10 protein-coding genes are annotated in these 19,661 nt (G+C 67.9%); 9 read left to right on the top strand and 1 reads right to left on the bottom strand.

The genetic code is table 11. The annotated features are described in order from the left end of the window. Window positions 1-70: 70 nt before the first annotated feature. The 5 genes from CS0771_RS16235 (at window position 71) to CS0771_RS16215 (ending at window position 12,920) form a co-directional block, all read left to right on the top strand. On the top strand, window positions 71-4,738 hold the full coding sequence (locus CS0771_RS16235) for a DEAD/DEAH box helicase (RefSeq protein ID WP_212841767.1): 4,668 nt from the start codon (window positions 71-73) through the stop codon (window positions 4,736-4,738). Continuing rightward, window positions 4,735-6,582, top strand: a complete 1,848-nt coding sequence (locus tag CS0771_RS16230) for a UvrD-helicase domain-containing protein (protein ID WP_212841766.1) — start codon at window positions 4,735-4,737, stop codon at window positions 6,580-6,582. Before CS0771_RS16235 ends, CS0771_RS16230 begins: the two co-directional genes overlap by 4 nt. After that, the gene (locus CS0771_RS16225) at window positions 6,575-9,763 is read left to right on the top strand and encodes a helicase-related protein (RefSeq protein WP_212841765.1); all 3,189 of its coding nucleotides are present in this window, start codon (window positions 6,575-6,577) and stop codon (window positions 9,761-9,763) included. The genes CS0771_RS16230 and CS0771_RS16225 overlap by 8 nt, the downstream gene beginning before the upstream one ends. Beyond that, the gene (gene drmB, locus CS0771_RS16220) at window positions 9,760-11,568 is read left to right on the top strand and encodes a DUF1998 domain-containing protein (protein ID WP_212841764.1); all 1,809 of its coding nucleotides are present in this window, start codon (window positions 9,760-9,762) and stop codon (window positions 11,566-11,568) included. The genes CS0771_RS16225 and drmB overlap by 4 nt, the downstream gene beginning before the upstream one ends. 182 nt (window positions 11,569-11,750) lie before the next feature. Further along, the gene (locus CS0771_RS16215; RefSeq protein WP_244870829.1) at window positions 11,751-12,920 is read left to right on the top strand and encodes a DNA cytosine methyltransferase; all 1,170 of its coding nucleotides are present in this window, start codon (window positions 11,751-11,753) and stop codon (window positions 12,918-12,920) included. Here CS0771_RS16215 and CS0771_RS16210 read toward each other — a convergent pair. Beyond that, a complete protein-coding gene (locus CS0771_RS16210) occupies window positions 12,814-13,251 on the bottom strand; it encodes a very short patch repair endonuclease (protein ID WP_244870828.1) in 438 nt (145 codons plus the stop codon). The genes CS0771_RS16215 and CS0771_RS16210 overlap by 107 nt on opposite strands. A 131-nt stretch (window positions 13,252-13,382) precedes the next feature. Between CS0771_RS16210 and CS0771_RS16205 the strand changes: the two genes are divergently transcribed. From CS0771_RS16205 to CS0771_RS16190, 4 genes are read left to right on the top strand one after another with little or no spacing between them, the layout of a single operon-like run. Beyond that, window positions 13,383-15,923 carry a Z1 domain-containing protein gene (locus tag CS0771_RS16205; protein ID WP_212841762.1) on the top strand — a complete coding sequence of 847 codons (2,541 nt, stop codon included), beginning with the start codon at window positions 13,383-13,385 and terminating at the stop codon, window positions 15,921-15,923. Between the two features lie 58 nt (window positions 15,924-15,981). Then, on the top strand, window positions 15,982-17,949 hold the full coding sequence (locus tag CS0771_RS16200) for a hypothetical protein (protein ID WP_212841761.1): 1,968 nt from the start codon (window positions 15,982-15,984) through the stop codon (window positions 17,947-17,949). Beyond that, on the top strand, window positions 17,946-18,842 hold the full coding sequence (locus CS0771_RS16195; protein WP_212841760.1) for a hypothetical protein: 897 nt from the start codon (window positions 17,946-17,948) through the stop codon (window positions 18,840-18,842). Before CS0771_RS16200 ends, CS0771_RS16195 begins: the two co-directional genes overlap by 4 nt. Then, a complete protein-coding gene (locus tag CS0771_RS16190) occupies window positions 18,842-19,606 on the top strand; it encodes a DUF6339 family protein (protein ID WP_212841759.1) in 765 nt (254 codons plus the stop codon). Before CS0771_RS16195 ends, CS0771_RS16190 begins: the two co-directional genes overlap by 1 nt. Window positions 19,607-19,661: the final 55 nt, after the last annotated feature.

The raw sequence follows: 19,661 nt of genomic DNA, 5'->3' as shown, positions 1-19,661 counted from the left end.
GATTGTCCGACCTCACGGGTCGGTCGACCGTGCCCGTCGCACCGTCCGGCACAGAGCAGGCAGGAATGAGATGACCTCCACGGCTGATATGTCAGGCAAGACGGTTCGCCAGGTCGTCGAGGAGCAGTCGAGCCGCGTCCTGGAGACCTACCGCATCGACAAAGGACTTATTCAGGAACACGCCAATGGTGAGCGCCGCATCAACCAGGGCGGCTACGGTGAGCGTCAGATCTACGAGCTCGTGCAGAACGGTGCGGACGAAATGCGCACGCTCGGCGAGGGCGAGATCCGGGTGATTCTGACCGAGCACTACCTTTACTGCGCGAACACGGGCAATCCCATGACGCCCGACGGCGCCGACACGATCCTGCGGATGAGCGTCTCCCGCAAACGGGGCGGGCAGATCGGGCGGTTCGGGGTGGGCGTCAAGTCGGTGCTCAGCGTCAGCGACGCCCCCGAGTTCTACAGCTCGACCGGGTCCTTCGGGTTCGACCGGGACTGGGCTGCCTCACGCATTCGCTCGGTGGCCCCTGACGTGGTCGAGACCCCGGTGTTGCGCCTGGCCCGCCCTATCGAGACGCAGCAGGCCCGGACTGAGGACCGGATCCTCGACGAGTTGCTGGCACGGGCGGTCACGGTGGTGAGGCTGCCGCTCACTCCCGGCAGCGCCGAGCGACTCGGAGCCGACCTGCGCAGCTTCCCGTCGGAGTTCCAGCTGTTTTCCCCGCATGTGGCACACCTGCACCTGGAGGATCGTCGCCCGGGCCGGACGCTGCACCGTGTGATGTCGGTTAAGGCCAGCGACACCTTGCACACGCTGCAGGGGCCGGGTGAGGACGGCAGGCAGACCACCTCGGTGTGGAACGTCTTCCGGTGTTCGCATCGGCCTTCGGTGACCGCGCTGCGCAGCGCAGGCGAGCTGCACGACCGCCCGGAGATCGATCTGGCGTGGGCCGTGCCGCAGGGCAGCGGCGGCGGCCGCGGCACCTTCTGGGCCTACTTCCCCACCAACTACGCGACCACGCTGCGCGGCCTGCTCAACGCCCCCTGGAAGACAGGCGAGGATCGACAGAACCTGTTCGATCACAACGCGTTCAACGACGAGCTGATCGAGCGGGCGGCCGAACTTGTCGTCGAGTCCCTGCCATACCTCGTCCAGCCGGCGGACCCTGGTTCCTACCTGATGCTGCTGCCTGGACGAGGCCGCGAGGCACCGCAGTGGGCTGACGAGCGGCTGACCAACGCGGTCTGGAAGGCTGCGGCGTCACGTCCGTCGATCCCCGACCAGAACGGGGAGCTGCGCCGACCGGATCAGCTGAACCTGACCCCGGACGGCATGATCGACGACTGGCTGGCGATGTGGTCCGGCTATGACGGCCGTCCGATGGACTGGACTCACAAGTCCATTGAGAACCGCGAACGCCGCGCCAAGGCCAATCTGATCTTCGACAAGGCCGGACGTCCGGAGGCCTCGGTGCGCGAGTGGCTGGAGGCACTCGTGGCCGACGGCCGCCCCGAAGGTTCGGCGCGGGCGATCCTCATCGTGGCGGCGATGGTTCGCTGCGGGCACAGCCAGGCCGCGGACGCCCTGCGGGCGCGGATCATCCTCACCGAGTCGTGCGGCATGGTCCCGGCGAAGGCCGGTGGCGTCTTCCGCCGCAGCGACCAGGACGGCCTCGATGACGACCTGGTGTACGTCGACCCGCGGGTGACCGAGTTGGACGCCGTCTCCGCCGCGCTCAACGAACTCGGGGTACGAGAGGCCAATGCCGCCGGCCGCCTGGCCGCAGTCCTGGACAAGGGGTTCGCACGCTACTTCGAGCAGGAGTGGAACGACTTCTGGAAGCTGTGCCGCAGGGTCCCGGCGCAGGAGGCGGCTGACGCGATACGCACCCGTATTCCGGGCTGGCGTCGTGAGATCAGGGTCCGCACGCTGGACGGCCGCCACCGCAGGCCGGTCGAATGCCTGCTGCCGGGACGCGTCGTCCCGACCGACGGCAGCCGAGACAGGGGCGTCACCGTCGACCTCGGCACCCATGCAGCCGACCGCGCGCTGTTGACCGCGCTGGGCATGTCGGACGTTCCGGTGGCCGACCTCGATCCACGCCAGGACGAGTGGTTTGACCAGTATCAGGCGGCCGCCCTGGAGGCGATGTGCGCCGCGCTGCCCGCCGGGGTGCCGTATCCCAAGGCGTCCAACACCGTGGTGGAGGGTGCCAACCCGGCCGGACCGCTCGGGCTGCTGCCCGCGCTGAGCGAGGAGGGACGCTGCCTCTTCCTCAAGCACCTGCCGCCCGGTGGGTTGGTACGGGACTGGACGGCTCGCGCCAACCGCCAGACACAACACGCGCAGGTGGACTCGCCCCTGGTGTGGATGGCCAAGAAGCACGGGCGTGTGCAGACGAACGAGGGAACCGTCGCCGTCAGGTCAGCCGTCGGGCCGTCGCTCGTCGAGTATCGCGACATCCTGCCCGTGGCGCAGATCGATCGTGCCGTCGCCGACCTGCTGGATCTTCCGGCGACGATCACCGACATCCCGGGCGTGCTCTGGGAGCAGCTGGTTACCAGGGTCGCCACCACGGAGGAGGACGCCGTGCCCGGCCGGGCCTACGCCCTGGTTCTGCGAGCCGGGGCGGAGTGGCCCGGTGGTGACACCCGGTGCCGCATCGGCGCGAAGTGGGGCACCCGCCCTGACGACCAGATCTGCGTCACCGCGAACCCGCACGAGTATCAGACGCTCGTCCGGGAGAACGTGCCAGCGCTGCTCGCCCCGACCACCGCCGACGTCGATGCGATGATCCAGACCTGGGGCATGCGTCGGTACGCCGAGATGGTCAGCCGTGAACTGCGCAAGGTCGAGGAGACCGAGCCGGTTGCGGTCGTGGCCGAGTTCGCGCACATCCGTCTGCTGCGTGGGCGCAAGGCCGACGGCTGGACGTTCGTTCAGTGCAGCGAACTCGACGAGGTCACGCGGACCCCACTGGGTATGCGCACCCACCAGCTGGACATCGCCTCCCGGGACAACGTCGTCTACGTCCGCCAGACCACGGACAAGGCCGCGTTGCTCGGCGTGATCTCCCGGGAACTCGGCCTGCACCTGTCGTCCATGGAGATCAACACCGTTCTCCAGCGCGCGGATGAGGCGCGAAACAACGATGTCCTCAAGGCGGTGCGCGCCGCCCGGGACAACATCAGCAAGCTGCTCCTGCTGATCGGACGCGACCAACTGCAGTCCGGCCTGCCCGAGGGCGTCCTGGCCTGGGAGCGAACCAACAGCGGGCAGGAGCCCGATGATCGGCGCGTGACCGAGTTGGCGCTGCACGCCCACGGTGACGGTATCCTCCGACACCACCGCAAGGACCTCGAGAAGCGCCACGAGGCCCTGAACGTCCGCTTCACCGGCGACACCAAGTCCCGCAGAGCGGTGGCCGACCTGGGCCTCCCGGACAACTACGCGGGCGTCGGGGAGGACCCGGTCAGCGCGACCGAGCAGGTCCCGGGACCGACCCCGCACTTCCCCCTCCACGACTATCAGGAGACGCTCGCCGCGCGCATGCACCGGATGCTCATGCAGCAGCCGCCGTCGCGGGCCATGCTCAGCCTGCCGACCGGCGCCGGCAAGACCCGGGTCGCCGCCGAGGCCGTCATCCGCTACATCAAGGAGCACGGCCAGCGAGGTCTGCCCGGCCCCGTGCTGTGGATCGCCCAGTCTGACGAGTTGTGTGAGCAGGCGGTGCAGAGCTGGCGTTATGTCTGGGAGAAGGCCGGAGCCGCCCGCACTCGGCTGACCATCAGCCGATTCTGGAGCACCCGTGAGGCCACCCCGGTGACCGAGAACCCTCACCTGGTCGTCGCCACCATCGACAAACTGACGGCCAACCTCGACGATCCCGCGTACGCCTGGCTACACACACCGGCCCTGGTCATCGTTGACGAGGCGCACGGCTCGACGTCGCCGAGCTACACCCGGGTCTTCGAGAGGTTCGGCCTCACGCAGCAGCCGATGCGCACCGCCCGGCCGCTGATCGGTCTGACCGCCACACCCTTCAGGGGCCGCAGCGAGGACGAGACCCGCAGATTGGTGAACCGCTACGGAGCCACCAGGCTCGACGACAACCTCTTCGAGGGCGAACCCTACCCGGCGCTGCAGCGAATGCGCGTGCTCGCTCATGTCGACCACCGCGTCCTCGAGGGAGGCACGCTGCGACTGACCGACGAGGAGATGTCGCACATGTCTCAGCTGCACGGCGGAACCCTGCCGCCGGGCGCCGAGCAGCGCCTGGCCGACGATCACGTGCGCAACGGCGTTCTCCTGGAAGCGCTGTGTGAGCTCGATCCGGACTGGCCCGTGCTGGTGTTCGCCACCTCCGTCAATCACGCACGGTTCCTGTCGGTCATGCTGAACGACAGGGGCGTGACCTCCGCGGCGGTCGACGCGCAGACCCCGACGGCCCGGCGTCGTCAGATCATCGAACAGTTCGCCACGCGACGTATCCGGGTGTTGACCAACTACGGCGTCCTCCACCAGGGCTTCGACGCGCCCGCCACGCGAGCGGTCGTGGTAGCCCGCCCCACGTACAGCCCGAACGTCTACCAGCAGATGATCGGCCGTGGTCTGCGCGGCCAGGCCAACGGCGGCAAGGAACGCTGCCTGATCCTCAACGTGCGCGACAACATCGTCAACTACGGACAGCAGCTCGCGTTCACCGCCTTCGAGAAGATGTGGGGTGGCGAATGAACACCGTAGGCACAGTGGCCTCGGCCTTGACGGCCGAGCAGCAGGAGGCTGTCCGACAGCCCGCCGACACCCGGTTGCTGATCATCGCGGCGGCCGGCACCGGCAAGACGCATACCCTCGTCCGGCGGATCGAGCACCTGTTGGAGCACGATCTGGTGGCCGACGAGATCCTGGTGTTGTCCTTCTCCCGGGCGGCGGTCGGCGAACTCGCCGCCCGAGCCAGGGCCTCCACCGGCAGCAGCCGCTTCGTCGTCGCCCGGACCTTTGACGCCTGGGCACTCGACCTGCTCGTGCACACCCGCGCGGCGGAGGACTGGCACCACCGCTCGTTCGACGAACGCATCGCAGCCGCGATCGAGGTCGTCGTCTCGGGCCAGGCCGACGAGTACACCGCGCGAGTGCAGCATGTCCTGCTCGATGAGGTGCAGGACCTGGAGGGCGACCGACGTGAACTTGTCAAGTCGCTGCTTACCTGGCTGGACTGCGGGTTCACCATTGTCGGGGACCCGGCGCAGGCCATCTACGGATTTCAGGTACGTGATGGAGGCCGCCCCGACGACGACGGGGACATGTTCACCTGGGCCCGGCAGACCTACTCTGATGACCTGGTCGAACTGGCCCTCACCCGCGACTTTCGGGCACGGACGCCCCGACCCGACGGCATCCTCCGCTGCGGTGAGGCGCTGCGCACCATCGGCGGCTCGGGATCCGCGTTGGCGAAGCAGATCCGTGACGAGTTCGCAGGCTCCCCGGGCGCGGGACGGCTTACCGACATCGTCGACGGGTTCCCCCATTTCGACGGCACCACGGCGATTCTGTGTCGGACCAACGGACAGGCGCTCGACGTGTCGGCCGAGCTGCACCGCGCCGGGGCGGACCATCGGCTGCAGCGTCGCGCCCATGACGAGGTCAACCCGCGTTGGCTCGTTCCCCTTTTTCGCGACCACCGCGGGCTCAGCGTCGATCGGGACGACTTCGCCGAGCACACCGGGCTGACCGGCGAGCCGCTCGACGTGGTGTGGCCAGCCCTGCTGACGGTCGCCCGGACCGGGAGCAGCCGGCTCGATCTCGGCAGGCTTCGCACGATCGTGGCAGGCGGCAGGCTGCCGCGCGCCGTCTGCGCCACCGACACCGCCGCGCTCACGGTGTCGTCGATGCACCGGGCCAAGGGTCTCGAGTACGACCGGGTGTTCCTGCTCGAGGACACCGTGCCTGAGGACTCCGACGAGATGGAGCATGCGCGCCTGCTGTACATGGCCATGACCCGGTGCCGTGACGACTTCTTCCGGCTGGATCCGCTGCCCCGGTCGAAGGTCTATGCCAAGACCTGCCGCCACTCCGGACGGTGGGGCCGATACCAGTTCCAGTTCGCGGGTCGCCGGCTCGGACTGGCGCTGTCGGGCGGCGACGTCAGCGCCGACCGTCCCGCGGGGACCGAGGGGTTCACCGCCGACCCGCTGGAACTTCAGGATTACCTCGCTCGAGAGGTGAGGCCGGGAGATCCGGTGATGCTGACCGTGCTCGAGCAGATGCCCGACGACGACCTGGCAGTGCCCGCGTACGCCGTAACCCACGGCGGCAGACCCATCGGCGTCGTCTCACGCGGCTTCCGTATGGATCTCGCCCGGTACATGTACCGTTCTGCGGCCCGCCTGCCCGAGCACGCGAGCTGGCCGAGTGCCATGACCAACTGCTGGATCGACGATGTCGAGGCCGTGGCCGGCGGGGCGGCGCAGGGGCGACGCGTCGGCCTGGGCGAACACGGCGTCTGGCTGGCGCCGAGGTTGACCGGGCTCAGCTCGTTCCGATACCACCGCAACGATACGGAGCACGACGATGAGTAAGTTCGACGAACATCTCGGGTTCCGGGATGAACTGACCGACCGTCTGGTCCTCGACCTGCTCGGCCCTGTCGACGGTCCTGACGAGGTCCTCGTGGATCCGCCGGTCAGCACCTATCTGACCGGTGTGCTGTTCCCGCAACGTCGCTCCGAGGACACCGTTGACGACGCCGCCGAGGCCGACCTCGACCTGGCCGGAGCACGCATGGAGAAGGACGAGCAACCGGACACCGGGGTGTCCATGGCCAATCAGCAGAGCCCCTCCTCCATGGGGTTGACCTTCGCCGTCGATGTACGAGCGTGCACGGAACTCACCGTGTCGGTCGGCGCCGGGTCATACGAGCCGATCGACAAGGACGGCAGGCGTGTCGCGGCGGAGATGGAGGCGGCGCGCTCGACCGACGACTCCTCCATCAGGTGGCGCCGATCGGAGGTCGGCCCGACGTCCGTGCTGATCGACGTGTCCCGCCCCGGTTCGAGCGCCGTGCAGGTCGTGCCCGGACTTGAACTGCGGGTGCTCGTGCGGGCCGTGGACGACGCGCAGCACACGTCGACCGTCACCGTCAGCCTGGTCAACAACCACCAGAGCGAGGGGCCGCTTCGCGACCCCTGGTGCTTCTTCCAGTGCGCGCTGACCGTGGGCACCGCTGACGGCGTCGCGGCGATCGTGGAGCAGCCCGCCGCCTCCCTCAGCGACGACGAGGCGCTGACCTCCGCCATGCTGTACCGCCACGCCCCCACCTTCGCCATCGGCCACGGCTGCGCGGCGGACTGGACCGGCGCCGGGAACGAGACGGCCCACGGCACCCGGGGTCGACGGGCGGTCGCGGAGGTCCGCTCGTCCTTCACCCCGAGCTTCGATGTGCTGCTGTCGGAGTCGAACCCCGAGATCGACGACGCGGGCCTCGGCATGAACGACTTCGCGGAGGGCACGCCCGAGCAGGTGTTGCGCTCCCTGGTGTGGCTTGTCGAAGGCTACGGCGACTGGCTGCGCAAGCGCGAGGCCGAGGCCAAGGCGATGGGCTCCTCCCGCTACGGCGCCGCCGCGCTCGACCAGCTCAAGCAGTGCCGTATCGCCTACGGCCGAATGAACGCCGGCGTCGACCTGCTCGCCCGCGACCCGGACGTCATGCGTGCCTTCCGGCTGGCCAACAAGGCGATGGCGGTGCAGCGGGCCCGCACCATGCTGATGAACGGGAACAGCACGACCCTCGACCTGTCCGCCGGGCGGTGGTATCCGTTCCAGATCGGGTTCATCCTCATCTGCCTCGCCGGCATCGCCGACCCCGAGCACGACGACCGCGGGGTGGCCGACCTGCTCTGGTTCCCCACCGGTGGCGGCAAGACCGAGGCGTACCTCGGCCTGATCGCTCTTACCGTGTTCCTGCGCCGGATCCGCCATGAGGAGGCGGGTGGCGGTGTGACGGTGCTGATGCGATACACCCTCCGCTTGCTGACGTTGCAGCAGTTCGAACGCGCCGCGACGCTGATCTGCGCCATGGACGACATCCGGCGCGGCGACCCGACCCTCAAGGGCGGTGAGATCTCGATCGGGATGTGGGTCGGGGCGAGTGCGACGCCCAACAACCTCCGCGATGCCGAGGCTGGCTTGAAGGAGCTTCGGGACGGAAAGAAGTTGCGCGAGAAGAACCCGGTGCAGCTGCGTCGCTGCCCCTGGTGCGGCATCGACATGGACCATCTCAACTACCGCGTCAACCGCGCCGACCAGCGGCTCGACGTCGGTTGCGGCAACCCGGACTGCGACTTCGCGGACGGCCTGCCGGTCCACCTCGTCGACGATGCGATCTACCAGCACCGTCCCACGTTGATCATCGCAACCGTCGACAAGTTCGCGCAGATCACCTGGAAGGACGAGCCGGCGGCGCTGTTCAACCGGAGCGGCGCACCGGAGGGAGCCCCGCCGCCGGAGCTGATCATCCAGGACGAGCTGCACCTCATCTCCGGACCGCTGGGGACACTGGTCGGCCTATACGAGTCGGCGCTGGACATCGCCGCGGACCGCCCCAAGGTGATCGCCTCCACCGCGACGATCCGGCGCGCCCGCGAACAGGGCCAGGCCCTGTTCGACCGGGAGGTGCACCAGTTCCCGCCCGCCGGACTCGACGCCCGTGACTCCTGGTTCGCCGTCGAAGCGCCGCCCGAGCGCAAGCCGTCACGTCGTTACGTCGGGCTCTTCGCACCGGGCACCAGCCAGGCCACGCTGCTGGTGCGGGCCTACGCGGCACTGCTGCACCACGCCTCGATCATCGACGGCAAGGACGAGGTCCGTGACGCCTACTGGACGTTGATCGGCTACTTCAACAGCCTGCGCCTGCTGGCCGCCGCGGAACTGCAGGTCAACGACGACGTGGTGGGCCGTCTCAAGCGGCTGGCCGGTGACGACCGACCGCGCGAGGTGGAGACGACGGAGCTGACCAGCCGCGCCGACGCCAGCGACATCCCCGTCCGGCTCCGGCAGCTCGACGTCCGCCATCCGGACCCGACGGCACTCGACGTGGTGCTCGCCACGAACATGATCTCGGTGGGGGTGGACGTCAACCGGCTCGGGCTAATGACGGTCACCGGGCAGCCGCAGACCACGGCGGAGTACATCCAGGCGACCAGTCGGGTGGGCCGACGTTATCCGGGCCTGGTCATCGTTCTCTACAACGCGGCCCGTTCGCGCGACCGCTCTCACTACGAGAACTTCCGGTCCTACCACTCCGCGCTCTACCGGCAGGTGGAGTCCACGAGTGTCACGCCGTTCTCGGCGCGCGCCCGGGACCGGGGACTGCACGCCGCCCTGATCGGTGCGGCCCGGCTGACGCTGCCGGCCGCCCGCGCCAACGCCGCCGCCGGCGCGCTGGACGATTTCAGGCCCGAGCTTGAGGCGCTGGCAGACCGCATCGTCGACCGCGTCTCCCGGGTGGCGCCGGATGAGCGTGAGGCGACGGCCGATCACCTCGCCGACATCATCAGCCGGTGGGAGGAGATGGTCGACTGGAATGCCGACCTTGTGTATCACAAGGCCAAATGGTCCGGTGATCCGAAAAGGCGGCCCGACCATGCCGCGCTGCTGCGCAACTTCGAGGACGACGATCTGCCCCACTCGTTCAGAACCATGAACAGCCTGCGTGACGTAGACGTGGAAACCGACCTGATGCCCCGGGAGGGCCGACGATGAGCACCCAGAACCGGCCCCGGCGCACCGCAGCTGGCAGCTCCGTGGAGGCACCGGGCATCTCCACCATCGGCAAGGTGCGACGTGCCCAGCTGATCACCACATATGGGGTCGGCTCGATGATCGCCGTCGAGGACGCGTCATACATCGTCGCGGGCCTGGACGACTGGAAGATCAACCAGGCGCAGCAGGTGCACGAGCCCCGCATCCAGCGGGCGCTCGGCGTCGCCCGCCTTTACCTGCCCCCGGCCGCCGATCGACGCCACGCCGCGGCCCTGCGCAGATTCCCCGACTTCTACTCCTGTCAGGGCTGTTCCCTGCTGCAGCCGTACGGCCGGTTCGGCGGCCGCGAGTCGACCTGCGCCTGCGGCGGCACACTCATTCCCTCGCGTTTCGTGATCGCCTGCGATGACGGGCACATCGACGACTTCCCCTACTGGGCCTGGGCCCATCGAGGGAGCACCGCCACCGGTCCGTGCAAGCGCGAACTGCGAATGGTGACCAGCGGGCGTACGGCCTCGCTGAAGTCGATCGAGATCGTCTGCGGATGCGGCGCTCGTGCCTCCATGGAGGGTGCGTTCCGCCGCAGCGAGCTGCTCAAACTCCGCATCACCTGCTCGGGCGCACGCCCCTGGCTCGGCCCCGGCGCGAAGGTGGACGGCTGCAAGCGACCTCCGCGCACGCTGCAGCGCGGTTCCTCCGCCGCCTGGTTCGGCGCGGTGCGCTCGTCGCTGGCCATTCCGCCGTGGTCGACCCGGCTGCAGAAACTGATCGACCCGCACTTCGCGATGTGGGCCGGCGAGGAGGACAAGACGATCGCACGCCAGGCGGTCAAGGCAGGACTGATCAAGGAGGGAGAGGATCCTCAGGCGATCATTGATGCGGTACGCCGTCGCGAACAGCTTGAGGACCAGGAACAGCCCGCCGCCGAGGTCGATCTCGAAACCGAGCTCAAAGCGGAGGAGTTCGCACAATTGTGTGCGCCTGCGCCCGCAGACGAGGAGACTCCCGACTTCGAATGCAGGCCCGCCGCCGGAAATCCCCCGGGAACGGAGTTCAGCCAGGTCATGTTGGTGACCCGGCTGCGCGAGGTCAGGGTGTTGCAGACCTTCAGCCGGGTCGAGCCGCTCACCGCGACGGATCCGCTCTCCCGGCGCGGTGCGCTCTCGCATGGCTCGCTCAACTGGCTGCCCGCTATGGAGGTGGTCGGTGAGGGCGTCTTCCTGCGCCTGTCCGAGCAGGCCTTGAAGGTCTGGGAGAACGACTTCCGGGTGCGCGACCGGGCACGTCGGATCCGCGACAACCACCAGCAGCTACTCGACCGGCGGGCCGAGACGGCCGGGCGGCAGAGCACTCCGTCGCCGGTCACCGCCCGATCGGTGATGATTCACACGCTGGCCCACGCCTTGATCAACGAGTGGAGCCTCGATGCCGGATACTCAGCCGCCGCCATGCGGGAGCGTCTCTACACCGGCGACGACATGGCAGGCATCCTGATCTACACAGCCACGAGTGACTCGGCCGGCAGCCTCGGCGGCATCGTCCGCCAAGGCGAGCCCGAGCGCCTGTCACGAACGGTGACCGCCGCGCTCCGTCGCGCCGGGTGGTGCTCGGCCGATCCGCTGTGCATGGAGGCGGGTGCCGCAGGTGCGGACAGCCTGAATCTCGCCGCATGTCACGTGTGCTCCCTGCTGCCCGAGACGAGCTGTGAGCACAACAACACCCTGCTCGACCGCGGTCTGTTGATCGGCTGGCCGGACCACCCGAACGCGGGTTTCTTCAACAGCTATCTGGAGGCCAATGCCTGACCTGCGGGAAGACCGACTATTCGAAGGTGTGTACGAACGTCGGTTGAGATAGCATGCTCCGCCCGACTACAGTGGGCGAGTTGATCTCGCGTAGCATGGTCGGCTCTCGGCCACGGGCGAACTGCCGCGACACATAACGGAGATGGTGGAACAGGACGATGGGAAGCCCTAGCCTTCACAGCGTGCCGAAGCCGCCACTCCAAGTCGTCGATCTCTTCGCGGGATGTGGCGGATTGTCTCAGGGTTTCCGACAGTCCGGATTCTTTACTCCCGTCGCGGCCGTCGAGTTCGATTCGGCGGCCGCGGCGACCTACGCCGCGAACTTCGGCGCCGACCACATCTACTGCGGTGACATCAAAGACTGGGTCAACGGCGTCCTTCCCGACGCCGACGTCGTCGTCGGCGGCCCACCCTGCCAGGGCTTCTCGAACCTGGGCAAGAAGGACGAGGACGACGAACGCAACCAGCTGTGGCGGCGTTACGTCGATGCACTCGTGAAGATCAAGCCTCGCGCGTTCCTCATGGAGAACGTCGACCGGTTCGGGAAGTCGAGGGAGTTCCAAGACCTGTACGCCGAGACCGCCCCAGGCGGCCGGCTGGAGGATTACCACATCGAGGTCGCTCTGGTCCGCGCGACGGATTTCGGCTCCGCCCAGCTCCGCAAGCGCGTGATCGTCATCGGCACCCGCCGCGACCTGCCGGCGGTTATCCCGATCCCCGAGGCAAGCACCCCGAAGCACATGTGGAGGACCGTCAAGGACGCCCTCACCGGCGTCCCACCGACGGTGCCGACCGACCGGGTGGAACTACCCGGCCGCACGCTCGCCGACGGCACACCTGGCTGGTTCACCGCCGAGGAACTGCACATCACGCGCCGTTATGACCCGGAGCTCTCCATACCCCGGTTTCATGCGATTCCGCCAGGCGGCAACCGTTTCGACCTGCCCGACCACCTCAAGGCTGCCTGCTGGAAAAAGCACGAGACAGGCTCCGGGGATGTCATGGGCCGACTGCGCTGGGAGCAGCCCTCCGTCACGATCCGCACCGAGTTCTTCAAGCCGGAGAAGGGACGCTACCTGCATCCGGTGGAGCACCGTGCCATCACGCACTACGAGGCGGCCCGGCTGCAGGGATTCCCCGACGATTTCAAGTGGTGCGGCAACAAGATCCAGATCGCCCGTCAGATCGGCAACGCGGTGCCGGTGGAACTCGCCCAGGCCCTCGCCGAGCACATCGGCGCGTGCCTCACCGGGCTGCCGTCCGCTCACGCACCACGTTCACCACGCGTTGAGCAGCCTGCGCTGTTTGCTCATGTTCCCACACCCGCAGGGGCAGCCAACCCGACTCGATGAGCCGCAGATCGGTCTCCTGATCTCGCTGCCTCGTGCGCTCCACCTTCTCCGCCCAGAACGTGGCATTGGTCTTGGCCTTCGTATGGTGCTCCGGGCAGCCGTGCCAGAAGCAGCCGTCGAGGAACACGGCCACCTTCGCGCGAGTGAATACGAGGTCAGCAGTACGCCGGACGCCCGGCAGCGGTCGCATGGACACCCGGTATCGCATCCCGAGCGCGTGCACCGCCGAACGCAGCAACAGCTCGGGGCGCGTGTCACGACCCTTGTTGGCCTGCATGCATCGACGTACGGCCTCACTCGATGCCCAGCCGGCATCCTTCGCCTGCACCACAATTCGAGCGTAACGCCTGGCCCAAGATCTGATCGTGCCGCACTCATGGTCCGATCGGCCGAGCCTCCTCCGGGCAACATCCTTCGGTAAGCTCACCGCGCACCGACAGTAACCACCGGAAGGCCCCAGACGTGTCGACCGCCTTCGACCAGCAGTATCAGGTGTTCCTGACGCTGGCACAGCAGAACACACCCGCCGCTGCGCGGGACATGCTGGAGACTCTCGCCCTGGACCCGGCCGTCATCGAGCGCATCCTGGAACGATACGAGCAGGACACTCTTGCGGTACGCGACCTGCGGGAGCCGCGATCGGTGGTGCTGAACAACCGTTTCACCTGGTACACGGGCCCGCGTAAGGGTGACCGGTGCTGGCCCGCGTTGCAGACGCTGCTGCGCCGCGACGGGTGGAACGAATCGGCGCTGGAGTCACTCGACGACGCCTCGACCAAGGTGCTGGCCCTGATGAGCCACCCCAGGGAGAAGGCCTTCGCCGTTCGGGGCCTGGTCGTCGGATACGTGCAGTCGGGCAAGACCACGAACTTCACCTCGGTGCTCGCCAAAGCCGCCGACCGGGGCTACAAGCTGTTCATCGTATTGGCCGGCATCCACAACGGCCTGCGTCGGCAGACCCAACTGCGCTTGCAGGAGCAGTTGGTCAGGCCCAATCCGTTGCTGTGGCACCAGCTCACCGACCCGGATCGCGACTTTTCACCCCCGGCCAACGCCGCGGCATTCTTCAACGACGCGAATCACCAGTACGTCCTGTGTGTGGTCAAGAAGAACCCCACCGTCCTGCGCAAGTTCACGCGCTGGCTCGACTCCGCGCGCGGTTTCCTCGGCAACGCCCCGGCTCTCGTCATCGACGACGAGGCCGACCAGGCCACGGTGGCCACCCGGACGATCAACCCGTTGATCCGCGGGGTGTTGGACCGCCTGCCCAAGGCCTGCTATGTCGGTTACACAGCCACCCCCTTCGCCAACCTGCTGATCGATCCATCGGCGCGGGACCTCTACCCGGAACACTTCGTGGTCAATCTCCCCCGTCCCGACCGGTACTTCGGCCCCGAGGTCATCTTCGGCAGGGAGGTGCAGGACCACGAGGATCCCGCTGATGTTCCCGCGGGCCACGACATGGTTCGCATCGTGCCCGATGACGACGTGGACCTGCTGCGCCCCGCCAAGGGCGAGGCCGATGACTTCGCACCGGAGATGACGGACAGCCTGCGTACCGCCGTGGCCTACTTCTGCATGGCCACCGCGGCCCGTACGGCGCGCGGCACCGGCAACCCGCACAGCACGATGCTCATCCACACCAGCGTGAGCACGTCGGTGCATCAGAGCTTCGACGCGCCGCTGCGGGATCTGCTCCGGTCGCTCGCGCACGAGGTCGCCGGCGACGACCTCGCCGACCTGCGCAGACTTTGGGAGAGCGAGTGCGGTCGGGTGTCGGCGGAGGATTTCGGCGAGAAAGCGATCCCGTTCGACACCCTGCTGCCATACCTTCCACAGGTCATTGACCGCTGCCGGGTCATCATGGACAACTCGACCAGCAACGATCGCCTCGATTATGAGAACGGCCCGGTCATCGCCATCGCGGTCGGCGGCAACACGCTGTCGCGAGGCCTGACCCTGGAGGGCCTGTGCGTGAGCTACTTCGTGCGCTCGGTGTCGGCGTACGACACCCTGCTACAGATGGGCCGGTGGTTCGGCTTCCGTAACGGCTACGCCGACCTTCCGCGTATCTGGATGACGCGGGAGCTGCGCGAATGGTTCCGCCATCTCGCCTCCGTCGAGGCCGAGATGCGACGAGACATCGACGTCTACATGACCGAGGACAAGACACCGCTGGACTTCGCCGTTCGCATTCGCACCCATCCCGCGTTGCTCGTCACCGCGGCCGCCAAGATGAAGAGCGCCGTGAAGGCGGCTGCGGCCTACGGCGGCCAGCGGGTGCAGACACGCTACTTCCCGGTCCACGACGTCGCCTGGCTGCAGGAAAACCAGCGGCATGCGAGGCGCCTGGTTCAACTGGCCGCCACCCGCGGCTGTCGGGTCGACCGCGACAGGGCACGTGATCGTGTCCTGCTGCGCGACGTTCCCCATGAGCTCATCCTCGACTTCCTGGACGGCTACCGATTCCACGACCGCTCACAGGAGTGCGACTCGGCCCTGATCCGTGCCTACATCCGCAAGCGCGGCGACCAGCGCGCCCTGCGGCAGTGGAACATCGCTCTGATCGGCAATCCGACCTCCGATGCCGAAGGTTTCGAGTTCGCCCCGGGAATCGCCGTCGGTCGGGTGACCCGGTCCCGGCTCGACCCTGACTCCGATGTCGCCGACATCAAGACCCTGATGAGCCGGCGCGACGCCGCTGTCGACCTCGTCGTCGATCGCAGCGGCGAGCTTTCCGAGGATGCCATCAAGAAGCTTCGCCGCGTGCAGCTTCCCGACCACGGCCTGTTGACGTTGTACGCCATCGACCGACACTCACCGACCAGGCGCCCCGACCGCCACCCGCTCCAGGCCACTGACCACGTGATCGGCGTGGGCCTGGTGTTCCCCGAGCCGCGGGAGTCTGACAGCGCGGTCGAACGGGAGTACGTCAGCGCCAACCTGGCGGGTCTGCATGTCGAGGAGGAAGACCTCGCCGGGCTGGAGACGGAGGAAAGTTGACCGCCCGCCCACCCCGCCGGCTCTCCCCCGCCCGGGGCTCTATCGCGAGGAGACCACGTTGACCGACATCGGATGGCTCTCACAGCCATACCCGCCGGAAGGCGCCACCGCAGCCGAGGGCATCCGGAACCAGCTCGGCCGTCCCGAGCTCGACCACCTCACGGTGTTGGTTCGCGAGGCCGCGCAGAACAGCTGGGACGCCAGGGCAGGTTCGGGCCCCGTCGACTTCCGCATCGACCTGTCCGCGGTCAGCCCGGCGCATGCCGGCAACTGGCGGGACCTGCTGCTGCGGCACGCGCCCCAACAGGACCAGCTGCCGCTCCGGAAGGCGATCACCAGTCCGGTCATCCACACGCTGACGGTGTCGGATCGAGGCACCACGGGGCTGGGCGGGCCGACCCGCGCCGACGACGCCACGAGCAGCGTGCGGGACTTCGTCTCCTTCATCCGCAACGCCGGCGAGCCTCGGGACAAGGCCCTCGGCGGCGGCACCTACGGCTTCGGCAAGGGCATCTTCTACCTGCTCTCCCGATCCGGCACCATCCTCGTGCATACGCGCTGCCAGACCGAGACCGGATACCAGACCAGGCTTATCGGATGCTCGCTCTGGCACAGTTACACCGCCCAGCACCCCACGGGACCGGTGCGGCACACCGGGCGCCACTGGTGGGGGCGGCGCGGGGCCGACGGTGTGGTGGAGCCGCTCATAGACGAGGACGCGGTCAACGCCGCCAAGCAACTCGGCCTGGCGCAGTTCCGACCGGACGAGACCGGCACCAGCATCGTCATCGTCGACCCGTTCTACGACGAGCAGACACCGGCCGAGGCCGCGAACTATCTGGCGCAGTCAATGACGTGGCAGTTGTGGCCGAAGATGCTCGACACCCCGAACCAGCCGGCTCCGATGCGCTTCGGCGTCAGCCACGACGGCGTCGAGATTCCCGTGCCGGATCCCCGCTCCACCGCGCCACTTGACATGTTCGTGGAGGCGTACGATGCGGCCGTCCAGCTGGACGCCACCAGGCTGCACTGTTATCGACCCCGCCGTGAACTGGGCAGCATCGGGATGGCGAAGCGACTCATGATGCCGCTGCCGGCCACTCCCGCGGCGGCGACGGCCGGGCTGGACCAGGGTGTACACCATGTCTGCCTGATGCGCCCCGCTGAACTGGTGGTGCGGTATCTCCCAGGCCCTAAGCCGCTGTCTGACAAGGTCGGATACGCCGGGGTGTTTCGTGCGCACGAGGCGCTGGACGAGGTGTATGCGAAGGCCGAACCTCCCACGCACGACAACTGGATCGCCGACCAGCTGGAGGGTGAGGAGCGCACCTTCATCCGCATGACCTTCCAGCGCATCCGGGAGACGCTCGACGAGTTCAACCAGGCTGGCACCGTTGTCCGCAGCAGCTCGGCGGCTGTGCCACTCGGGGCCGCCAGCAGCATGTTCTCCGGCCTGATCGCAGGAGTATGGGGCGCGGGCGGCGCCACCGATTACGGCGGCGGACGACCCGTCGCGGCACAGCCGGCCGCCCTGCCCGGGTCGCCGGATGATGCGGCGGCCGGCTTCGAGGTCGGCGAACGCGAGGCGGTGCAGGTCGGAACCGGCGGAACTCTGGACGGATCCGACACCGACCACCGCTGGGAGCCTCCGGGCACGGCCTCTCGGTCGACCCGATCGGTCCCACGACGCCCGACGCTCGCCTACGTCGGCGACGCCCTGCTCGATCACCTTGACGGCGTTCCGGTGATCATTCAGGCCTTCACCCTTCCGGTCTCCGGATCGCAGTGCGTGCGGGCCGATTTGAACGTGGTCATCGCCGGCAGCGCCACCCGCGAGACCCAGGCACCCGCCGCCGCCGACATCCCGATCGTGCTCGGCTGGCGCAGCAACGACGGCCGCTTCATCAACAGCACCGTTGCCGAGTTGGAAGGCGGGGACGACCGCATCTGGCAGGTCGTGGTGCGCCCCGCCGCCCACACCATCACCGAGATCGAGCTCCATGTCGCCGCCGGAGGTGCCCGATGAGGCGTCAGATCTGGCCGTACCGCCGACCTTCGACCGAGACCGTTACCGCGGATACCTGGCAGCTCGTCCTCGACGAAGGGCCGACGGACCTGCCGGCGTCGCTGCCGCACTGGGATTACCGCACCAACCTGTCCTTGGGCCGACAGATCACCGTCGACACGGACATGCTTCGCAGCGAGGTCCGCCTGCCATCCGACGCCACGCTCCAGATGACGGTGATCTGGACCGCTTCCGGATCAAACCTGCGCCAGTCTGCGGGAGCCGTGGCCCTGCACCGCGAGGGGCGCCAGAAGGCAGACCTTGAGGTACAGCTGCCCGGAGAGCTACTCGGTGGCACCGTCACGCTGCGGACCCTGCTGACCGTCGCCGACCCCGGCACCGTGGAGGACCCGCTCGCCCCCCGGCTCAGCGGATCCGTGCTGTGGTCCGACGAGCACAAGGTACGGCTGCAGGGCGACGCGCCCCAGTTCCCCATCGCCATCGTGGACTTCACGCGGACGACGTTTCCCGACAACGCCAGCTGGCATCTGGAACTCGGCAGCCAGCTGGAGAGCGCCACCATGGGAACGCTGCTGCTTTACATCAACGAACGCAGCAAGGCGACGGTGCAGGCATTCCAGCGCGCGGCGGCGCCGAAGGCCGTCGACAAGGTGATCCTGGATGCCGTGTACGCGGACGTGGCACGGCTGATGGTCGAGGCGGCGCTACACCATCCCGACTTCACCGACGAGTCGAAGTTCGACGAGGACAGCCTCGGTGAGACCTTCCAGAATCTGATCCACAGCCTGTTCCCCGGCCGCACCGTCGCAGACCTGCGGCAGCTGCGGGAGCACTCGCCACACCGTTTGTCCACGCAGGTTCAGGCCGCCGTCGGCGTCTTTCAGGAGTCGTGATGGGTCTGTTGTATCCGCGCTTGCTGCCCGCCAACGCCCGCATGATCCACGCGGAGCTTGAGCAGGTGTCCGTGCCTGAGCTGAGCAGTCACCACGGCCTGGAACATGTCGCCACGGTCTTCACGGCGACCGGCGGCGACCGCGTGTCGAAGCGTGTCCTCGGCGATCTGCGTACCGAACTCGTCAACGCGGCCCGGGAGAACGGGTTTCCGCACCCTCCGTCGGTGCAGCAACGCCTGGCGTTCGACAGCCGGGTAGGCCCCGCCCTGCACGGCCTGATGGACATGGTCCCGTCAGAGGCGGCGGCCGGCGACATCTGGGCCTTCATGGCGCTTGTGCTGGCACCGGATGTCGCGTACTGGAGATTCCGGCGACCCGAGGAGAAATTCGACTCCGACCACGTCCTCGGCAGTGACGTCACCCGGCACGTATTCGCCCGACTGTGGTGGCGCGCGCATCTGCTTCACGATCCGGTCGCCGGACAGCCCTACGCCTCCTTCGACGCAGTCGGAGGCGCTGCGTTTGACCAGATCTTCGCACGTCGTCGCGCACTGGGAGCAAGTCCCTTCCTGGTCAAGGCGATCGTACGGGTCTGGGCCGGCGTCGACACCAGGGGCGGCAATGAACGACGACTTCTTCAGGACTTCCTGATGCGCCTGCTCCGGCTGGCTCCCTTCGTGGCCTTTGAGTCCCTGACATCGTCCCAGCTCGATCACGAACTTAGACGGGTTGCCCTTGACACGGTCTCGGCTGTCCGGGCCTGAGCGACCGTCGCCGCGTTCGCGCACACCAACTATGCGGGCACCCCGCCAGCCGACC

Origin of the sequence: Catellatospora sp. IY07-71 (assembly GCF_018326265.1) — a bacterium.
Classification (GTDB): domain Bacteria; phylum Actinomycetota; class Actinomycetes; order Mycobacteriales; family Micromonosporaceae; genus Catellatospora.
Note: the sequence above shows the minus strand (reverse complement) of the source record. Positions and strands in the feature narration are given on the sequence as shown.